The following is a 15,417-nucleotide window of genomic DNA, read 5'->3' on the forward strand; positions in this document are numbered from 1 at the left end:
TGTTTCTTGACCTATAATCCCGGCATTTTTTGTAGGGACATGGACGGCCGAATGTCTGCCACATACCGCGATGCCTTGCGTGCAGCGCTGCTTTACCTGGTTCTTGCCGTTGTCTGGCTGCAAGGTACTGGCTATTTATTGAACAGTTTCTTCGATAGCTCCGCTGACCCGTTGCGTTGGCAACTGATCAACGGTTACGTCTTTGCGGCGCTCAGTGCCGGGCTGATCTTCCTCGCCCGGGCGCGTCTGTTCGAATGCCTGGGCATCGGTGCCCGGTTGCGCGAGCGTCAGGCCGATCGCGAACGTCTGCGCCAGGCCGCCGCGGTGTTCGATTGCACACGTGAAGGCGTGCTGGTCACGGACCGACAAGGGCTGATCGTGCACGTCAATCGCGCGTTCATGGAGATCACCGGTTATCAGCACGACGAAGTGCTCGGTCGGCAGCCCAGCCTGTTCAAGTCCGGCCACCATCCACCAGGCTTCTATCAGGCGATGTTCGCCACGTTGCAGGCGCAGGATGAATGGAGCGGCGAGATCTGGAACCGGCGCAAGAGCGGAGAAATTTATCCACAGTGGCAAACCATCCGGGTGATACGCGACGATGACGGTCGCCTCAGTCATTACGTCGCGGTATTTTCCGACATCAGCGCGATCAAGGACTCCGAGCACGAGCTCAAGCATCTGGCTCACCATGATCCGTTGACCGACTTGCCAAACCGCCTGCTGTTCAGCGACCGCGCCGAGCAGGCACTGGCTTCGGCGCAAACCCACAAGCGCGGCTGCGCGCTGCTGATGATCGACCTCGATCACTTCAAGCTGATCAACGACAGCCTCGGCCACAACATCGGCGACCGTTTGCTCAAGGCGGTTGCTGTGCGTTTGCAGGCGTTGTTCGGATCGGGCATCACGCTGGCGCGCCTGGGTGGCGACGAGTTCGCGGTGTTGATGGAAAGTTGTCCACAGCCGGCGCAGGCGGCGGCGCTGGCCCAACGTATTCTCGATGCACTCAAGGAGCCGTTCTGCCTCGACAGCCACGAATTGTTCATCAACGCCAGCCTCGGCATCAGTCTCTTCCCCAGCGATGCCTTGAGCGCCGAACAGCTGCTGCGCAACGCCGATGCGGCGCTGTTCAAGGCCAAGAGCAGTGGCCGCAATGGCTACGCGCTGTACACCGAAGAACTCACGGCCCACGCCCAGCAGCGGGTCGAAATCGCCTTCGAATTGCGCCGCGCGCTGGAGCAGCAGGAGCTGCGGGTCTACTACCAACCGGTGCACGACCTGAAAACCAGTCGCCTGATCGGCGTCGAGGCGCTGGTGCGCTGGGAGCATCCGCAGCGGGGCCTGGTGTCGCCGGCGGAGTTCATCCCGATTGCCGAGCGCACCGGGCTGATCTCGGAAATCGACGCCTGGGTCATGCAGCAGGCCTGCCGGCAGATGTGCCAATGGCAGCAGGCCGGGGTGGTGCTGTCGTTTGTCGCGGTGAACGTGTCGTCACGCTTGTTCGCCCGTCGCGAGTTGTATGAGCAGGTCGCGCAGGTGCTGCACGACACCGGGCTGGATCCGGCCTATCTGGAACTGGAAGTCACCGAAAGCGCGGTGATGGACGATCCGGAAGTGGCGCTGGAACAGATGCATCGTCTGCGCGAGCTGGGGATTCGTCTGGCCATCGATGATTTTGGCACCGGTTACTCGTCGCTGTTGCGGCTCAAGCGCCTGCCGGTGCAGAAGCTCAAGATCGACCAGGGATTCGTCGCCGGCCTCCCTTGGGACGAAGACGATGCAGCGATTGTCCGGGTGATCATCGCCCTGGCCCGCAGCATGGGCATGCAGGTGCATGCCGAGGGCATCGAGCAGGCCGAGCAGGCGGCGTTCCTGCTCGAGCAGGCTTGCGATCTGGGGCAGGGCTACTGGTTCGGGCGGCCTGTGCCCGAGACGTTGATTGATTGGAGCAGGGCCCCGGCAATCGGTTGAGCGGCGGGACCGGCGGACATGCGAAAGGGTAAATCCGCCGCAAACCCTTGCTGCATCACATAATGTTTTCCAGTTATATAAACATTCTTAAATAGTCTTTTTAAGAATATCCGCGCCTCTCTTATATTGCTCCCACGCCGAACGCAGTGCCGCCCACTGCCAGGCATATCCCATACAAAGGAGCAGCACCATGAGCGCATCCCTGCGTAGCGTTGACGGTCAGGACGAAACCACCATTCTGCGTGAAATCCAGAGCGCCTTGCGCGACCTGCGTTTCGGTGCGGTGGAAATTACTGTGCACAACGCGCAAGTGGTCCAGATCGAACGCAAAGAGAAATTCCGTCTGCAGCAACCGGGCAACAAACCGAGCTGAATCCAAAAGATTCCAGCCTGCGCCCGCTCTTGCCGGGGATCAATGCAAGAGTGGGCGCAGGCGGTGATCTTTACTGGCAACCCGATTTTCGCAATCCATAAGAAAAAGCCACCACCCAGAATTCCAGGAGCTTTCACCATGTCGTCGATTCGCCGTTACGCTTTGGCCGCCCTGGCCAGTGCCGTGTTTGCCGGTTCCGCGGTTGCCAAGGATTATGAACTGCTCAACGTGTCGTACGACCCGACTCGCGAGCTGTATCAGGATTACAACGCCGAATTCGTGAAGTACTGGCAAGCCGAGCATGCCGGCGACACCGTGAAAATCCAGCAATCCCACGGCGGTTCGGGCAAGCAGGGCCGTGCGGTGATCGATGGTCTGCGCGCCGACGTCGTGACCCTGGCGCTGGCCGGCGACATCGACGAAATCGCCAAGCTCGGCAAGACCCTGCCGGCTGACTGGCAGAAGCGTCTGCCGGACGCCAGCACCCCGTACACTTCGACTATCGTGTTCCTGGTGCGCAAGGGCAACCCGAAAGGCATCAAGGACTGGGGCGATCTGATCAAGAACGACGTCTCGGTGATCACCCCGAACCCGAAAACCTCCGGCGGTGCGCGCTGGAACTTCCTCGCCGCGTGGGCCTACGGCCTGAAAGCCAACGGCGGCAACGAAGCCAAAGCCAAGGAATACGTACAGACCCTGTTCAAGCACGTTCCGGTACTGGACACCGGCGCCCGTGGCTCGACCATCACCTTCGTCAACAACGGTCAGGGTGACGTGTTGCTGGCCTGGGAAAACGAAGCCTTCCTGGCGCTGAAGGAAGATGGCGGCAAGGACAAGTTCGATATCGTCGTGCCTTCGCTGTCGATCCTCGCCGAACCACCGGTGGCTGTGGTCGACAAGAACGCCGAGAAGAAGGGCAACGAGCAGATCGCCGAAGCCTACCTCAAGCACCTGTACAGCCCGGCCGGCCAGGAAATCGCGGCGAAGAACTTCTACCGCCCGCGAGACAAGGACGTGGCGGCCAAGTACGCCCAGCAGTTCCCTAAACTGGAGCTGGTGACCATCGACAAGGACTTCGGCGGCTGGAAAACCGCGCAGCCGAAATTCTTCAACGACGGAGGCGTGTTCGACCAGATCTATCAGGCGCAGTAATCTCAAATGAAACGAGCCTGATGCTCAGGCACGAAACCATGTGGGAGCGGGCTTGCTCGCGAAGACGGTGTGTCAGACGACGTAAATGTTGAATGATAGGGCCCATTCGCGAGCAAGCCTGCTCCCACATTGATGCGTTTTTAACCAAGGACTTTTATGTCGCGTCGTATCTCCCCCGTCATACCCGGCTTCGGGCTGACGCTGGGCTACACCTTGGTGTACCTCAGCCTGATTGTGCTAATCCCGCTGGCGGCGATGTTCGTCCACGCCGCCCAACTCACCTGGGATCAGTTCTGGACGATCATCTCCGCGCCCCGCGTTCTCGCTGCACTGAAGCTGAGTTTCGGCACTGCACTGTGCGCCGCGATCATCAACGGCATCATCGGCACGTTGCTGGCCTGGGTGCTGGTGCGTTACACGTTCCCGGGGCGCAAGGTGATCGACGCGATGATCGATCTGCCGTTCGCCCTGCCGACCGCGGTGGCCGGTATTGCGCTGACGGCGCTGTACACGCCGACCGGGCTGGTCGGGCAGTTCGCCGCCGACCTCGGTTTCAAGATCGCCTACACCCCGCTCGGGATCACCCTGGCACTGACCTTCGTGACGCTGCCGTTCGTGGTGCGCACGGTGCAGCCGGTGCTGGCCGACATCCCGCGTGAAGTCGAAGAAGCGGCGGCGTGCCTGGGGGCCAAACCGTTGCAGGTGTTCCGCCACATCCTGCTGCCGGCGCTGTTGCCGGCCTGGCTGACCGGTTTCGCCCTGGCGTTCGCCCGGGGCGTCGGCGAGTACGGTTCGGTGATTTTCATCGCCGGTAACATGCCGATGAAAACCGAGATCCTGCCGTTGCTGATCATGGTCAAGCTCGACCAGTACGATTACACCGGCGCTACCTCCATCGGCGTGTTGATGCTGGTGGTTTCCTTCGTCCTGTTGCTGCTGATCAACTTGCTGCAGCGGCGCATCGAAACCCCATAAGGAGGCGCGAACCATGTCCCAATCGTCTATTGCGGCCGCTTCCTCGGCCAACGCTGCCCGGCGTGGCAGTGCCACTTCGCGGCGGATTCTGATCGGCCTCGGCTGGCTGATTTTCTTCCTGTTTCTGCTGCTGCCGCTGTTCATCGTGGTGTCGCAGGGTTTGAAGAACGGCCTCGGTGCCTTCTTCACGGCGATCTTTGAGCCGGATGCCCTGTCGGCCCTGAAACTCACCGTAATCGCCGTGCTGATTTCGGTGCCGCTGAACCTGGTGTTCGGCGTCAGCGCCGCGTGGTGCGTGAGCAAATACTCGTTCCGTGGCAAGAGTATGCTGGTGACGCTGATCGACCTGCCGTTCTCGGTGTCGCCGGTGATCGCCGGTCTGGTCTACGTGTTGATGTTCGGCGCCCAGGGCCTGTTCGGGCCGTGGCTGCAGGATCACGACATCCAGATCGTCTTCGCCCTGCCGGGCATCGTGCTGGCGACGATCTTCGTCACCGTGCCGTTCGTGGCCCGTGAGCTGATCCCGCTGATGCAGGAACAAGGCACTCAGGAAGAAGAAGCCGCGCGTCTGCTCGGCGCCAATGGCTGGCAGATGTTCTGGCACGTGACCGTCCCCAACATCAAATGGGGCCTGATCTATGGCGTGGTGCTGTGTACCGCGCGGGCCATGGGTGAGTTCGGTGCGGTGTCGGTGGTTTCCGGGCACATTCGCGGGGTGACCAACACCTTGCCGCTGCACGTCGAGATCCTCTACAACGAATACAACCACGTGGCCGCGTTCGCCGTGGCGAGCCTGTTGCTGATCCTGGCGCTCTTCATCCTGCTGCTCAAGCAGTGGAGCGAAAACCGTATCAACCGCCTGCGCGCCAGCGCCGCGGAGGAATAATTCATGTCGATCGAAGTGCGTAACGTCAGCAAGAATTTCAATGCGTTCAAGGCGCTGGACAACATCAGCCTGGACATCCAAAGCGGTGAACTGGTGGCGCTGCTCGGCCCGTCCGGCTGCGGCAAGACCACCTTGCTGCGCATTATTGCCGGTCTGGAAACCCCGGATAACGGCAACATCGTGTTCCACGGCGAAGACGTGTCCGGTCACGACGTGCGTGATCGCAACGTCGGTTTCGTGTTCCAGCACTACGCCCTGTTCCGCCACATGACGGTGTTCGACAACGTCGCATTCGGCCTGCGCATGAAGCCGAAAAACCAGCGCCCGAGCGAAAGCCAGATCGCGACCAAGGTTCACGAGTTGCTGAACATGGTGCAACTGGACTGGCTGTCGGATCGTTATCCGGAGCAATTGTCCGGCGGCCAGCGCCAACGTATCGCCCTGGCCCGAGCCTTGGCGGTGGAGCCGAAAGTGCTGCTGCTCGACGAGCCGTTCGGCGCCCTCGATGCCAAGGTGCGCAAGGAGCTGCGGCGCTGGCTGGCGCGCCTGCACGAAGACATCAACCTGACGTCGGTGTTTGTGACCCACGATCAGGAGGAAGCGATGGAAGTGGCCGACCGCATCGTGGTGATGAACAAGGGTGTGATCGAACAGATCGGCTCACCGGGCGACGTCTACGAAAACCCGGCCAGCGATTTCGTCTATCACTTCCTCGGCGATTCGAACCGTCTGCATCTGGGGGATGACAACCACGTGCTGTTCCGCCCGCACGAAGTGTCGCTGTCGCGGCATGAACTGGAGGATCACCACGCCGCTGAAGTCCGCGATATCCGGCCGCTGGGTGCGACCACGCGGGTGACGTTGAAGGTTGAAGGTCAAACCGATCTGATCGAAGCGGAAGTGGTGAAAGATCACGACAGCCTGACCGGGTTGGCCAAGGGTGAGACGCTGTTCTTCAAACCGAAGGTCTGGCAGAAAGTCGCCAACCTTTAAAATCAAAAGCTTCGTCGGATCGCCGCCCGGAGCGGGCTTGCTCCGGGCGGCGATCCGACGAATGCTTTTTAGACAGCCGCGCGATTCGGATTGACCCGCACCACGCCCGCCCGCGCCTCGATCTGCTCTTTCAGCTCATGGCGCATCCCGAGCATGAACGCCAGCTCGGCCACCACGAACAACGGCCCGACGATCAACCCGCTCAAGTCATCGACAAACGCCGGTTTGCGCCCTTCATAGTGGTGCCCGACAAACTGGATCACCCAGCCGATCACAAACATCGCAAGACCTGCGCTCAGCCAGACCAGGGTGCTCTGCTGCGCCAGGACATGCCCGGCCCAGACCGACAGCCCCATCAGCACGGTCATCAAAATCCCGAGTTTCAGCTCCAGGCGCAGGTAAAACCATGCCGAAGCAAGGGCCACGATCCCCGCCGGGGAAATCCACAAGTTGCCCACCGACCATTCCGGCCGCGACAACAGCACGGCCACCGCCACCACAATCAGCGGAATCCCGATAAAGTGGCTGGCAATGTTGCGCGGGTCACGGTGGTAAGCGGCGTATTGACTCAAATGATCGACGAGGCTTTTCATTGTTGTTCCTCCTGTAGGGTGATCGAATCATGCCCCGGATTCACGGCTCGCTCTGTCAGGCAGGCGACAATCTTTAGGAGAACGCATGGATAAGGTCTGGCGCGAGCGCCTGTTGACCGGGCAATGGTTCAGTCATCTGCCGCTGTCCTTTCAGGATAGTCTGCTGGCGGCGGCCCGGGAGCGGCGGCTGGCGGCGGGGCAGCGGCTGTTCCAGCGCGGTGATGCGCCGTGCGGGCTGTACGCGGTGCTCGACGGCGCGGTACGCATCGGCGCAGTCAGCGAGCATGGCAAGGAGGCGCTGCTGAGCCTGGTGGAGGCGCCGCACTGGTTCGGCGAAATCTGCCTGTTCGACGGCCAGCCACGTACCCACGATGCTTATGCGGTCGGGCCTTGCACCCTGCTGAACATTCCCCAGGCCACGCTGCTGAAACTGCTCGACGAGCAACCCGTCTACTGGCGGCATCTTGCGCTGTTGATGAGCCACAAACTGCGCCTGACTTTCATCAATCTTGAACAGCTGAGCCTGTTGCCGGCCCCGGCGCGTCTGGCTCACCGCCTGCTGATGATTGCCGAAGGCTACGGCGAACTCGACCCGCCACGCCGTGTGCTGCAACTGCCCCAGGAACAGTTGGCGTCGATGTTGTCGCTGTCGCGGCAGACCACCAACCAGATCCTCAAGGACCTGAAAGATCAGGGAATCATTGGTCTCGGTTATGGGGAAATCGAGATTCTGGACATGGAAAAACTGCGCGCCACCTGTCAGATCTGACAGTAGCGGACGCATGTCGGGCGGCGTACAAGAGGTGGGTCGAATATGACCACAAAAGGAGTTGGACCCGATGAACAGTAAAGCAAACAGCGGCGTTGATCACAGCAAGCTCACTGAAAACAAAAGCATCGAACCGCCTGTGGTCAATAGCCCGATTGGCACCGTCAATAATCCCGTAAATTTTTCTGGCACCGCTCGGCCAGGCTGGACGGTGGGCGTGGTTTCAATCCCGATTGATGGTACAGAACTGGCGTCGGCCAGCGCTGATTCTAATGGCTTCTGGACTAATGATTCTAAGCTGGATGTACGTTTCTACTCCGCAGTTGCGTTCCAGACGAATAATCGTGAGAGATCGCCTTTTACGCGCATTTTCGATTTCAAGGTCGACGACGCGTAAGTTCCAATCATCCCCATTGGAGTGAGTCCGCTCGCTCCAATGGGGCGGTTGCATGAGGCCTACGAACCGCGATAGGTCGAGAAGCCATACGGGCTCAGCAGCAGCGGAATGTGATAGTGCTGATCCGTCTGCTTTACTTTGAAAATCACCGGAATTTCCGGAAAAAACGTCTCGTGCTTCGTCTTCTCGAAGTACTCGCCGGTCTTGAACACCACCCGATATTCACCCGCCTCGAACGGCTTGTTCGCCGGGAACAGCTCGGCAATACGCCCCTGTTCATTGGTGGTGCCCTGCGCCAGCGGCTGCCAGTCCTGGCCGACATGACGTTCCAGCGTCACGTTGATGCCCGGCGACGGCAGGCCGTTTTCCAGATTGAGTACGTGCACGCTCAGCGGGTTGCCGGCAGCCAGCGCCAGGCTCGAAAAAGCGCTCAGGCCGAGCGCGGCAAAAGTGATGCGCAGTGGGGTCATGGTGATGCTCCTGGGTTCAAGTACGGTTGATGGACAGGCCGACGATGTTGGCAGCCTTGATTGCGCAGGTTTCGTCCTGCTCACCGCCGCCGGAGCCGGCCACGCCCATGGCGCCGACCAGTTCCTTGCCGGCGAACAGCGGGATGCCGCCGCCGAGCAACAGCAACTCATCGAGGGTGTTGAGGTTGGCGGTTTCCGGATTGCTGCGGGCGCGCTCGGCGAACACCCGGGTCGGGGTTTTCGTCGATAGCGCGGTGTAGGCCTTGCGTTGGCTGGCGGCGGTGTTGTGCGGGCCGATACCGTCGCCGCGCAAGGTCACCAGCAGGTTGCCGCCACGGTCGAGCACCGACACCGTGCCAGTGCAGTTTTCCAGCGTTGCATCGGCCAGCCGCCGTGCGGTTTTCAGATCGAGGTCGGCATGACGGGGCAGCTCAGGTGCGGCGAATGCGGTGGCGCCGAGGCTGATTGCCAGGCTGGCGATCAAGTATTTAGCGGTCATGGGCAGGCTCCAAAAGCGAAGGCCGCCACCTTATCCGCCGGTCCCCGTCGTAACCTCGTCAGTCGGATTACATGTTTGTAATGGGCAACGTCGCCGAAGGGGCCTAGCCTGTGCTTCTGATCAATCGAGGTGTGCCATGCGTTTGCTGGTCGTAGAAGATGAAGCCAAAACCGCGAACTTCATCGCCAAAGGGCTGGGAGAGTCGGGTTTTGCCGTGGACGTGGCGCTGAATGGCCTCGACGGTCGCTACTTTATTGAGCAGCAAGAGTATGACCTGATCATCCTCGACGTGATGCTGCCGGGCCTCAACGGCTGGCAATTGCTGCAACTGATCCGCCAGCGTGGTGCCACGCCGGTGTTGTTCCTGACGGCGAAGGATGCCATCGAGGACCGCGTGCGCGGCCTCGAGCTGGGGGCCGATGACTATTTGCTCAAGCCATTCGCCTTCGCCGAATTGCTCGCACGGGTACGGACGTTGCTACGGCGTGGGCCGATGCGCGAAGCCGAGTCGTACAGCATCGCCGATCTGGAAATCGACGTGCTGCGCCGTCGGGTCAGCCGGGGCGGCCAGCGCATCGCCCTGACCAACAAGGAGTTCGCCTTGCTGCATTTGCTCGCCAGCCGTCAGGGTGAAGTGCTGTCGCGCACGCTGATCGCTTCGCAGGTGTGGAACCTGAATTTCGACAGCGACACCAACATGGTCGAAGTCGCGGTGCGCCGGCTGCGTTCGAAAGTCGATGATTCGTACATGCCGAAACTGATCCACACCGTGCGCGGGGTCGGTTATCAACTCGAAGCGCCCGACGATGCGCGCTAGGTCGATCGCCTGGCGCCTTGCCCTGGCGTTCGCCGCCGTTTGTGCGCTGGTACTCGGCGCGATCGGCGTGTTCCTGTATCGCTCGCTGGCCTCGGAACTCGCCTGGCGCGACGACATGGCGTTGCTCGGTCGTCTGGAGCAAGTACGCGCATTGCTCGCCGACAGCGACAGCCTCGACGCCTTGCAGGCGCGGCCACGGCTGTACCAGAACATGCTCGGCAACCTCGACAGTCTGCTGCTGGTGCAACGCGCGGACGGCTCGAATGTGATCACGATCAACCCTCGCCAACGCGCACTGCCGTCGGTGCCGGCCATCCCCCGGGATCAACCGCCGCAACGCAGCGATGTGCTGATCTGGGAAGCGTCGGACGGTGTCGAACTGGCCCTGTTGTCAGGTCAGGCCCAAGGCCCGAACGGCGAATCGCTGACCGTGATCGCCGGCAAGGTCTTGAGCGAGCGCGAGCAGATGCTCGGCAGCTATCGCCTGCGTTTGTATCTGGCCGTCGGACTGGGTGCCGTGCTCGCCTTCACCCTTGGCCTGGTGCTGTTGCGCCGCGGTTTGCGGCCTCTGCGCAAGCTGAGTGAGGCGCTGCGTGGTATCGACCTGCGCAGCCTCGACCAACGGGTTCCCACCACCGGCACGCCAACCGAATTGCTGGAGCCGGTACAAGCGTTGAACGGCATGCTCGGGCGGCTCGACGACGGTTTTCAGCGTCTCTCACAGTTTTCCGCCGACCTCGCCCATGAAATCCGCACGCCCCTGCACACCTTGCTGGCGAGCAACGGCCAGGCACTGAATCACCCGCGCACCAGCACCGAGTATCAGGATGTACTGGCGTCGAACATGGAAGAGTTCGAACGGCTCAAGCGTATGGCCGAAAACCTGATGTTTCTCGCCCGCGCAGAGCAGGCCGAACGGGCGCTCGATCTGCGCCCGCTCAAGCTGCACGATATCGGCGAAGAGTTGTGCGACTACTTCGAAGCCCTGGCCGATGACCGGGAAATCCGCCTCGAAAACACGTTCAGCGGTGAACTGCTGGCGGATCAACAACTGCTGCAACGCGCCTTGGGCAACCTGTTGGCCAACGCCGTGCGCCATGCCGATGCCGGATCTGTCATCAGCTTGCGCCGGCGCGATGAACCAGGCGTGTGCTGGCTGCAGGTCCATAACCTGGGCCCGGTCATCGCGCAGGAGCATCTGGGCAAACTGTTCGACCGCTTCTACCGCGTCGACCCGTCCCGCGCCGAACCGGGAGATTCCGGCGGATTGGGATTGGCGATCTTGCAGTCGATCATGCAGTTGCATGGGGGGCGGGTGCGGGTCAGCAGTGATGCAAATGGCACCGTGTTTGAACTGGGGTTTATGTTGGTCTGACGGGCGCTTTCGCGGGCAAGCCCGCTCCCACAATGGTCGAGGTGTGACGCGGATTTTTGTACGCCCCAATCCTTGTGGGAGCGGGCTTGCCCGCGAAGAGGCTGGTCGATTCAGAACAAATTCCAGCCCCGTCAGCGCAACTGATCCCGAAACTGCCCCGGCGTCATCCCGGTCCAGCGCTTGAACGCCCGGCTGAAGCTGCTGGTATCGGCAAATCCCAGTAAATAACTGACCTCGCTCAGCGAGCATTGCGGATCGCGCAGGTGCAGCAGCGCGAGGTTTTCGCGGCTTTCATTCAGCAGGGTGTCGAAGCGGCAACCCTCGTCCGCCAGGTGCCGTTGCAGACTGCGCAGGCTCAAGTGCAGAGCCTGGGCGATGCGTTCGGCGCTGGGCTCGCCTTCGGGCAGTTGTTCTTCGATGGCGTCGCGCACCTTGCGCTCCCAGGTCAGGGGCTGGAGCTGGGCGAGGGTGCGTTTGAGCACCGCTTCGTTGTGCTCGGCCAGTTCCGGGTTGGCGTCGTCGAGGTGACTGTCGAAGTCGGCGAGGGCGAACTCGATGCAGTCTTCTTCGGCTGAAAAATGCACCGGCGAGCGGAACACTTTGTGCCATTGATGTGCATCGGTGGGTTCCGGGCGGCGCAGGTACACCGCCAGTGGCGCGTAGTCGCGGCCGAGGCGATTGCGGCAGGTACGCACGTAGATCGCGGCGAAGGCGTCGATGGCTTCGAAGGCAGGCGCCGGGTTGTCGACCGGGATCTTCAGGCGAAACCGATAGCGGTCTTCGGTGCGGGTCAGCTCCAGTTCCAGCGCGTCGCTGACCACCTGGTGATAACGCACGATCCGCTCGAACACTTCCCGCAGGCTGCCGCTGGCCACCAACGCATAGCCCAGCGCATGAAAGGTCGTGGGGCTGACAAACCGCGACACCCGCAAACCGATCGCCGGATCACCGCTGACCTGCACTGCGATTTCCCACAGGCGTGTGGTCGCGGACAACGGATAGCGGGCGTTCGGGTCGTCCATCAGTTGCGGATCGAGCCCGGCCTGCTGGCACAGGGCAGTGCTGTCCAGCCCCAGCGCGTCGAGTTGCTTGCGCAGGGCGCGGGTCCAGCTGGCGAGAGAAGTCGGTTCCTTCATGCTGATTGGCGCTTCCGGTCAACAGGTTGGCGTTCTCGGCTACCGCGTTTGGAGTCCGCGCGGGGCAGGATACGAACATCAATAATCAGAGGATGGAAGCATGGACCGTACTTCTGCAAGTCCCCAGCGACACAATGCTGCCCAGCGATCAGCGCATATTCGCGAAGTGGTGCTGGCCAAAGGCGTCGAGCTGCGCGAGCGCTACCCGATTCTCAAGCATCAGGATGCTCTTGGTGCGGGGATTCTGGCCTTCGCCCTGGTCGGGATGATCGGATCGGCGGCGCTCTACATCACCGGGCATATGGCGTGGTGGGTGTGCTTGCTATTGAACGCCTTTTTCGCTTCGCTGACCCACGAACTCGAACACGACCTGATCCACAGCATGTATTTCCGCAAACAGCGTGTGCCGCACAACCTGATGATGGGCCTGGTGTGGCTGGCGCGGCCGAGCACGATCAACCCGTGGATCCGCCGTCATCTGCACCTCAATCATCACAAGGTGTCCGGCACCGAAACCGACATGGAAGAGCGGGCGATCACCAATGGCGAACCCTGGGGTTTTGCGCGGTTGCTGATGGTTGGCGACAACGTGATGTCGGCGCTTATCCGCATGCTCCGGGCCAAGACCTGGGCGCACAAGTACAGCATCATCAAACGCACGCTGAAGGTCTACGCGCCGCTGGCGCTGGTGCATTGGGGGGCGTGGTATGTGTTTCTCGGGTTCCACGCGGCCAATGGCATCGCTTACTTGATGGGCTCGCCGATCGAATGGTCGGCGACCACGTTGTCGGTGATGCAAGTGATCGACATCGCGGCTGTGGTGATCATCGGCCCGAACGTGTTGCGCACCTTCTGCCTGCACTTCATCAGTTCGAACATGCATTACTACGGGGATGTGGAGTCGGGCAATGTGCTGCAGCAGTGCCAAGTGTTGAACCCGTGGTGGCTGTGGCCGTTGCAGGCGTTCTGCTTCAACTTCGGCAGCAGTCACGGGATTCATCATTTTGTGGTGAAGGAGCCGTTTTACATTCGCCAGTTGACGGTGCCGGTGGCGCATAAAGTGATGCGGGAGATGGGGGTTCGGTTTAACGATTTCGGGACGTTCGGGCGGGCGAACCGGTTTGTTCGCAAGGAAAATGAAGGGTTGGCGGGGAAGGCAATTGAGGTGAATTGACTTTGTATGTTCGGCTTGAGAACCAGCCCTAACCCTCTCCCGGGGGGAGAGGGGACTGATTGGGGGATATTGGAGAAGAACGCCGACGTGATCCTGATGTGCTGAATCCATAATCGACTCGGTTTTCCAGGTCGACGTATAACGCTATACACCTCGGTCTGCTCCCTCTCCTGGGGGAGAGGGCTGGGGTGAGGGGAGCTCTTGATCTTGTCCCCCTCAATCCGGCTGAAATGGCGACTCACTCAAAATCACCCCAGTCTCCTCCACATACCGCTGCCAATGCTCGATCAGCGCTTCCAGCCTCTGCGGCTGGCTCGACGCCAGGTCATGAATCTCCCCCGGATCACTGCTCAGATCGTACAGCTGCCAGGTCGCCGGCCCCACCGGGCCGGGGATCCACACCGCTTTCCACTGCCCCTGCCGAATCGCCCGGCGCCCGAACAGTTCCCACCCGGTGACGGTGTGTTCGTCATGCACCTGCGCCGTCTCGCCGGACAAGAACCCCAGCCACGATTTACCGCGCAAAGGCGCCACCGTTTTACCGTGCCACTGCTTGCCGGGATGGCGCACGCCGGCCAGATCGAGAATGGTCGGCGTGATGTCCATCACCGTGCCGAAACCATGGCTGATCTGCCCCTTCAACGGGAGCTGCGGATAGTGCAGCAGCGCCGGAACGCGAATCCCGCCCTCGGTGGTGAAGGCCTTGAACAGGCGTGACGGTGCGGTCGCCACCTGCGCCCAGTTCGGTCCGTACCAGACGTAGGAATTGGCGCGGCCGATGTTGTCGAGGCTGTTGTCGTAATGCTGGCTCAGATACGTCATCAGCTGCGGACCGAATTTCGGGAAGGCTTCCAGCAGCGCGCCTTCGGCACCGTTGTCGGACATGAACAGGATGAAGGTGTTGTCGAGCTGACCTTGTTGACGCAGATAATCGACGACGCGGCCGATGTTCCAGTCCATGCGCTCGACCATCGCTGCGTAGACTTCCATCGCCCGGGCGGAAATGCGTTTTTGTTCATCGCTCAGCGCGTCCCATTGCGCGGTCAGCTGGATCAGCGGATGCGGTTCGACATCCGGCTCGATCAGTCCCAGCGCCTTGAGTTTTTCCAGACGCTCGAGGCGCAGCACTTCCGGTCCCGCGTCATAGCGGCCACGATATTTTTCGACGATGTCGGCGGGCGCCTGCAACGGCCAGTGCGGCGCGGAAAACGGCAGGTAGGCGAAGAATGGCCGGCTCTGGTCACGCTCCTTGAGGTACTGCAACAGCTTGTCGCCGAAGGCGTCGGAGGAATAGAAATCCTTCGGCAATTCGTCGATGAAGGTGTCGTCTTCGATGTACAGCGCCGGGGTGGATTTCAGCAGGCCGGGCGTGTGTTCGTCGTAGGTCGGTTCGAATCCGTAATGGTTCGCCGCGCCGGGCAGCAGCGAGAACGAACGCTCGAAACCGCGGGCGTGGGGCGCCAGTTCGGCGGTCAGGCCCAGGTGCCATTTGCCGCTCATCAAAGTCTGATAACCGGCCTCACGCAGCAACTCCGGCAGCGCGACGACACGGTCATTGAGGTAACCCTCGTAGCCCGGCTTGCCGATCAGTTCCGGGGTCAGGGCTTCGGCCATGGTGCCAATGCCGGCGATGTGGTGATCGGTGCCGGTGAGCAGCATCGAGCGGGTCGGCGAGCAGGTCGGTGCGGTGTGAAAATCGGTCAGGCGCAAGCCATTGTTGGCCAGCGCATCGAGGTTCGGCGTGGCGATTTCGCCGCCGAAGGCTCCGATGTCGGAGAAGCCGAGATCATCGGCCAGAATCACCAGAAAGTTGGGACGTTGCGGCATCGACAGGCTC

General features: G+C 61.3%; 16 protein-coding genes. 11 read left to right on the top strand and 5 right to left on the bottom strand.

What is annotated here, in order from left to right; genetic code table 11:
- Positions 1–51: 51 nt before the first annotated feature.
- The 6 genes from dibA (at position 52) to J5M72_RS21955 (ending at position 6,350) form a co-directional block, all read left to right on the top strand.
- Positions 52–1,971, top strand: coding sequence for a phosphodiesterase DibA (dibA, locus tag J5M72_RS21930; RefSeq protein WP_207867077.1), 1,920 nt, complete (start codon positions 52–54; stop codon positions 1,969–1,971).
- Between the two features lie 190 nt (positions 1,972–2,161).
- Positions 2,162–2,344 (top strand): sulfur starvation response protein OscA, encoded by a 183-nt coding sequence (gene oscA / locus J5M72_RS21935; protein ID WP_003220508.1) that lies wholly within the window; start codon positions 2,162–2,164, stop codon positions 2,342–2,344.
- A gap of 138 nt (positions 2,345–2,482) precedes the next feature.
- Positions 2,483–3,496 carry a sulfate ABC transporter substrate-binding protein gene (locus J5M72_RS21940; RefSeq protein WP_065257482.1) on the top strand — a complete coding sequence of 338 codons (1,014 nt, stop codon included), beginning with the start codon at positions 2,483–2,485 and terminating at the stop codon, positions 3,494–3,496.
- A 156-nt stretch (positions 3,497–3,652) separates the two neighbouring features.
- Positions 3,653–4,471, top strand: coding sequence for a sulfate ABC transporter permease subunit CysT (gene cysT / locus J5M72_RS21945; RefSeq protein WP_007952818.1), 819 nt, complete (start codon positions 3,653–3,655; stop codon positions 4,469–4,471).
- A gap of 13 nt (positions 4,472–4,484) precedes the next feature.
- Positions 4,485–5,357, top strand: coding sequence for a sulfate ABC transporter permease subunit CysW (gene cysW, locus J5M72_RS21950; RefSeq protein WP_064361637.1), 873 nt, complete (start codon positions 4,485–4,487; stop codon positions 5,355–5,357).
- Between the two features lie 3 nt (positions 5,358–5,360).
- Entirely contained in the window at positions 5,361–6,350 is a 990-nt protein-coding gene (locus J5M72_RS21955) for a sulfate ABC transporter ATP-binding protein (protein ID WP_169428351.1), read from the top strand.
- Between the two features lie 68 nt (positions 6,351–6,418).
- Here the strand turns inward: J5M72_RS21955 and J5M72_RS21960 are convergent, their stop codons facing one another.
- The gene (locus tag J5M72_RS21960) at positions 6,419–6,943 is read right to left on the bottom strand and encodes an Mpo1-like protein (protein ID WP_207867078.1); all 525 of its coding nucleotides are present in this window, start codon (positions 6,941–6,943) and stop codon (positions 6,419–6,421) included.
- An 85-nt stretch (positions 6,944–7,028) separates the two neighbouring features.
- Between J5M72_RS21960 and J5M72_RS21965 the strand changes: the two genes are divergently transcribed.
- Both J5M72_RS21965 and J5M72_RS21970 read left to right on the top strand, forming a co-directional pair.
- On the top strand, positions 7,029–7,712 hold the full coding sequence (locus tag J5M72_RS21965) for a Crp/Fnr family transcriptional regulator (protein ID WP_207867079.1): 684 nt from the start codon (positions 7,029–7,031) through the stop codon (positions 7,710–7,712).
- Positions 7,713–7,782: 70 nt separating this feature from the next.
- The gene (locus J5M72_RS21970) at positions 7,783–8,109 is read left to right on the top strand and encodes a hypothetical protein (protein WP_207867080.1); all 327 of its coding nucleotides are present in this window, start codon (positions 7,783–7,785) and stop codon (positions 8,107–8,109) included.
- A gap of 59 nt (positions 8,110–8,168) precedes the next feature.
- Here J5M72_RS21970 and uraH read toward each other — a convergent pair whose 3' ends face one another.
- Together uraH and J5M72_RS21980 are read right to left on the bottom strand one after the other, a co-directional pair.
- Positions 8,169–8,579 (bottom strand): hydroxyisourate hydrolase, encoded by a 411-nt coding sequence (gene uraH / locus J5M72_RS21975; protein WP_169428355.1) that lies wholly within the window; start codon positions 8,577–8,579, stop codon positions 8,169–8,171.
- 16 nt (positions 8,580–8,595) lie between these two features.
- Positions 8,596–9,078: a heme-binding protein gene (locus J5M72_RS21980; RefSeq protein WP_207867081.1), complete on the bottom strand. Its 483-nt coding sequence runs from the start codon at positions 9,076–9,078 to the stop codon at positions 8,596–8,598.
- 136 nt (positions 9,079–9,214) lie between these two features.
- On the opposite strand from J5M72_RS21980, the gene J5M72_RS21985 reads away from it, so the two are divergent.
- Together J5M72_RS21985 and J5M72_RS21990 are read left to right on the top strand one after the other, a co-directional pair.
- The gene (locus J5M72_RS21985) at positions 9,215–9,895 is read left to right on the top strand and encodes a heavy metal response regulator transcription factor (protein ID WP_207867082.1); all 681 of its coding nucleotides are present in this window, start codon (positions 9,215–9,217) and stop codon (positions 9,893–9,895) included.
- Positions 9,885–11,270, top strand: coding sequence for a heavy metal sensor histidine kinase (locus tag J5M72_RS21990; RefSeq protein WP_207867083.1), 1,386 nt, complete (start codon positions 9,885–9,887; stop codon positions 11,268–11,270). Before J5M72_RS21985 ends, J5M72_RS21990 begins: the two co-directional genes overlap by 11 nt.
- A gap of 131 nt (positions 11,271–11,401) precedes the next feature.
- Here J5M72_RS21990 and J5M72_RS21995 read toward each other — a convergent pair whose 3' ends face one another.
- Positions 11,402–12,406, bottom strand: coding sequence for an AraC family transcriptional regulator (locus tag J5M72_RS21995; protein WP_169428358.1), 1,005 nt, complete (start codon positions 12,404–12,406; stop codon positions 11,402–11,404).
- A 100-nt stretch (positions 12,407–12,506) separates the two neighbouring features.
- Here J5M72_RS21995 and J5M72_RS22000 point away from each other — a divergent pair, with 100 nt between their 5' ends.
- Positions 12,507–13,580: a fatty acid desaturase gene (locus J5M72_RS22000; protein ID WP_207867084.1), complete on the top strand. Its 1,074-nt coding sequence runs from the start codon at positions 12,507–12,509 to the stop codon at positions 13,578–13,580.
- Between the two features lie 216 nt (positions 13,581–13,796).
- Here the strand turns inward: J5M72_RS22000 and J5M72_RS22005 are convergent, their stop codons facing one another.
- Positions 13,797–15,407 carry an arylsulfatase gene (locus J5M72_RS22005; protein WP_207867085.1) on the bottom strand — a complete coding sequence of 537 codons (1,611 nt, stop codon included), beginning with the start codon at positions 15,405–15,407 and terminating at the stop codon, positions 13,797–13,799.
- Positions 15,408–15,417 lie beyond the last annotated feature (10 nt).

The sequence above is a fragment of the Pseudomonas sp. 58(2021) genome, from assembly GCF_017491585.1.
Classification (GTDB): Bacteria; Pseudomonadota; Gammaproteobacteria; order Pseudomonadales; family Pseudomonadaceae; genus Aquipseudomonas; species Aquipseudomonas fluorescens_BT.

Coding starts and splice junctions, on each gene's coding strand:
- dibA (WP_207867077.1), top strand. CDS start 52: ATGTCTGCCACATACCGCGATGCCTTGCGTGCAGCGCTGCTTTACCTG.
- oscA (WP_003220508.1), top strand. CDS start 2,162: ATGAGCGCATCCCTGCGTAGCGTTGACGGTCAGGACGAAACCACCATT.
- J5M72_RS21940 (WP_065257482.1), top strand. CDS start 2,483: ATGTCGTCGATTCGCCGTTACGCTTTGGCCGCCCTGGCCAGTGCCGTG.
- cysT (WP_007952818.1), top strand. CDS start 3,653: ATGTCGCGTCGTATCTCCCCCGTCATACCCGGCTTCGGGCTGACGCTG.
- cysW (WP_064361637.1), top strand. CDS start 4,485: ATGTCCCAATCGTCTATTGCGGCCGCTTCCTCGGCCAACGCTGCCCGG.
- J5M72_RS21955 (WP_169428351.1), top strand. CDS start 5,361: ATGTCGATCGAAGTGCGTAACGTCAGCAAGAATTTCAATGCGTTCAAG.
- J5M72_RS21960 (WP_207867078.1), bottom strand. CDS start 6,943: ATGAAAAGCCTCGTCGATCATTTGAGTCAATACGCCGCTTACCACCGT.
- J5M72_RS21965 (WP_207867079.1), top strand. CDS start 7,029: ATGGATAAGGTCTGGCGCGAGCGCCTGTTGACCGGGCAATGGTTCAGT.
- J5M72_RS21970 (WP_207867080.1), top strand. CDS start 7,783: ATGAACAGTAAAGCAAACAGCGGCGTTGATCACAGCAAGCTCACTGAA.
- uraH (WP_169428355.1), bottom strand. CDS start 8,579: ATGACCCCACTGCGCATCACTTTTGCCGCGCTCGGCCTGAGCGCTTTT.
- J5M72_RS21980 (WP_207867081.1), bottom strand. CDS start 9,078: ATGACCGCTAAATACTTGATCGCCAGCCTGGCAATCAGCCTCGGCGCC.
- J5M72_RS21985 (WP_207867082.1), top strand. CDS start 9,215: ATGCGTTTGCTGGTCGTAGAAGATGAAGCCAAAACCGCGAACTTCATC.
- J5M72_RS21990 (WP_207867083.1), top strand. CDS start 9,885: ATGCGCGCTAGGTCGATCGCCTGGCGCCTTGCCCTGGCGTTCGCCGCC.
- J5M72_RS21995 (WP_169428358.1), bottom strand. CDS start 12,406: ATGAAGGAACCGACTTCTCTCGCCAGCTGGACCCGCGCCCTGCGCAAG.
- J5M72_RS22000 (WP_207867084.1), top strand. CDS start 12,507: ATGGACCGTACTTCTGCAAGTCCCCAGCGACACAATGCTGCCCAGCGA.
- J5M72_RS22005 (WP_207867085.1), bottom strand. CDS start 15,407: ATGCCGCAACGTCCCAACTTTCTGGTGATTCTGGCCGATGATCTCGGC.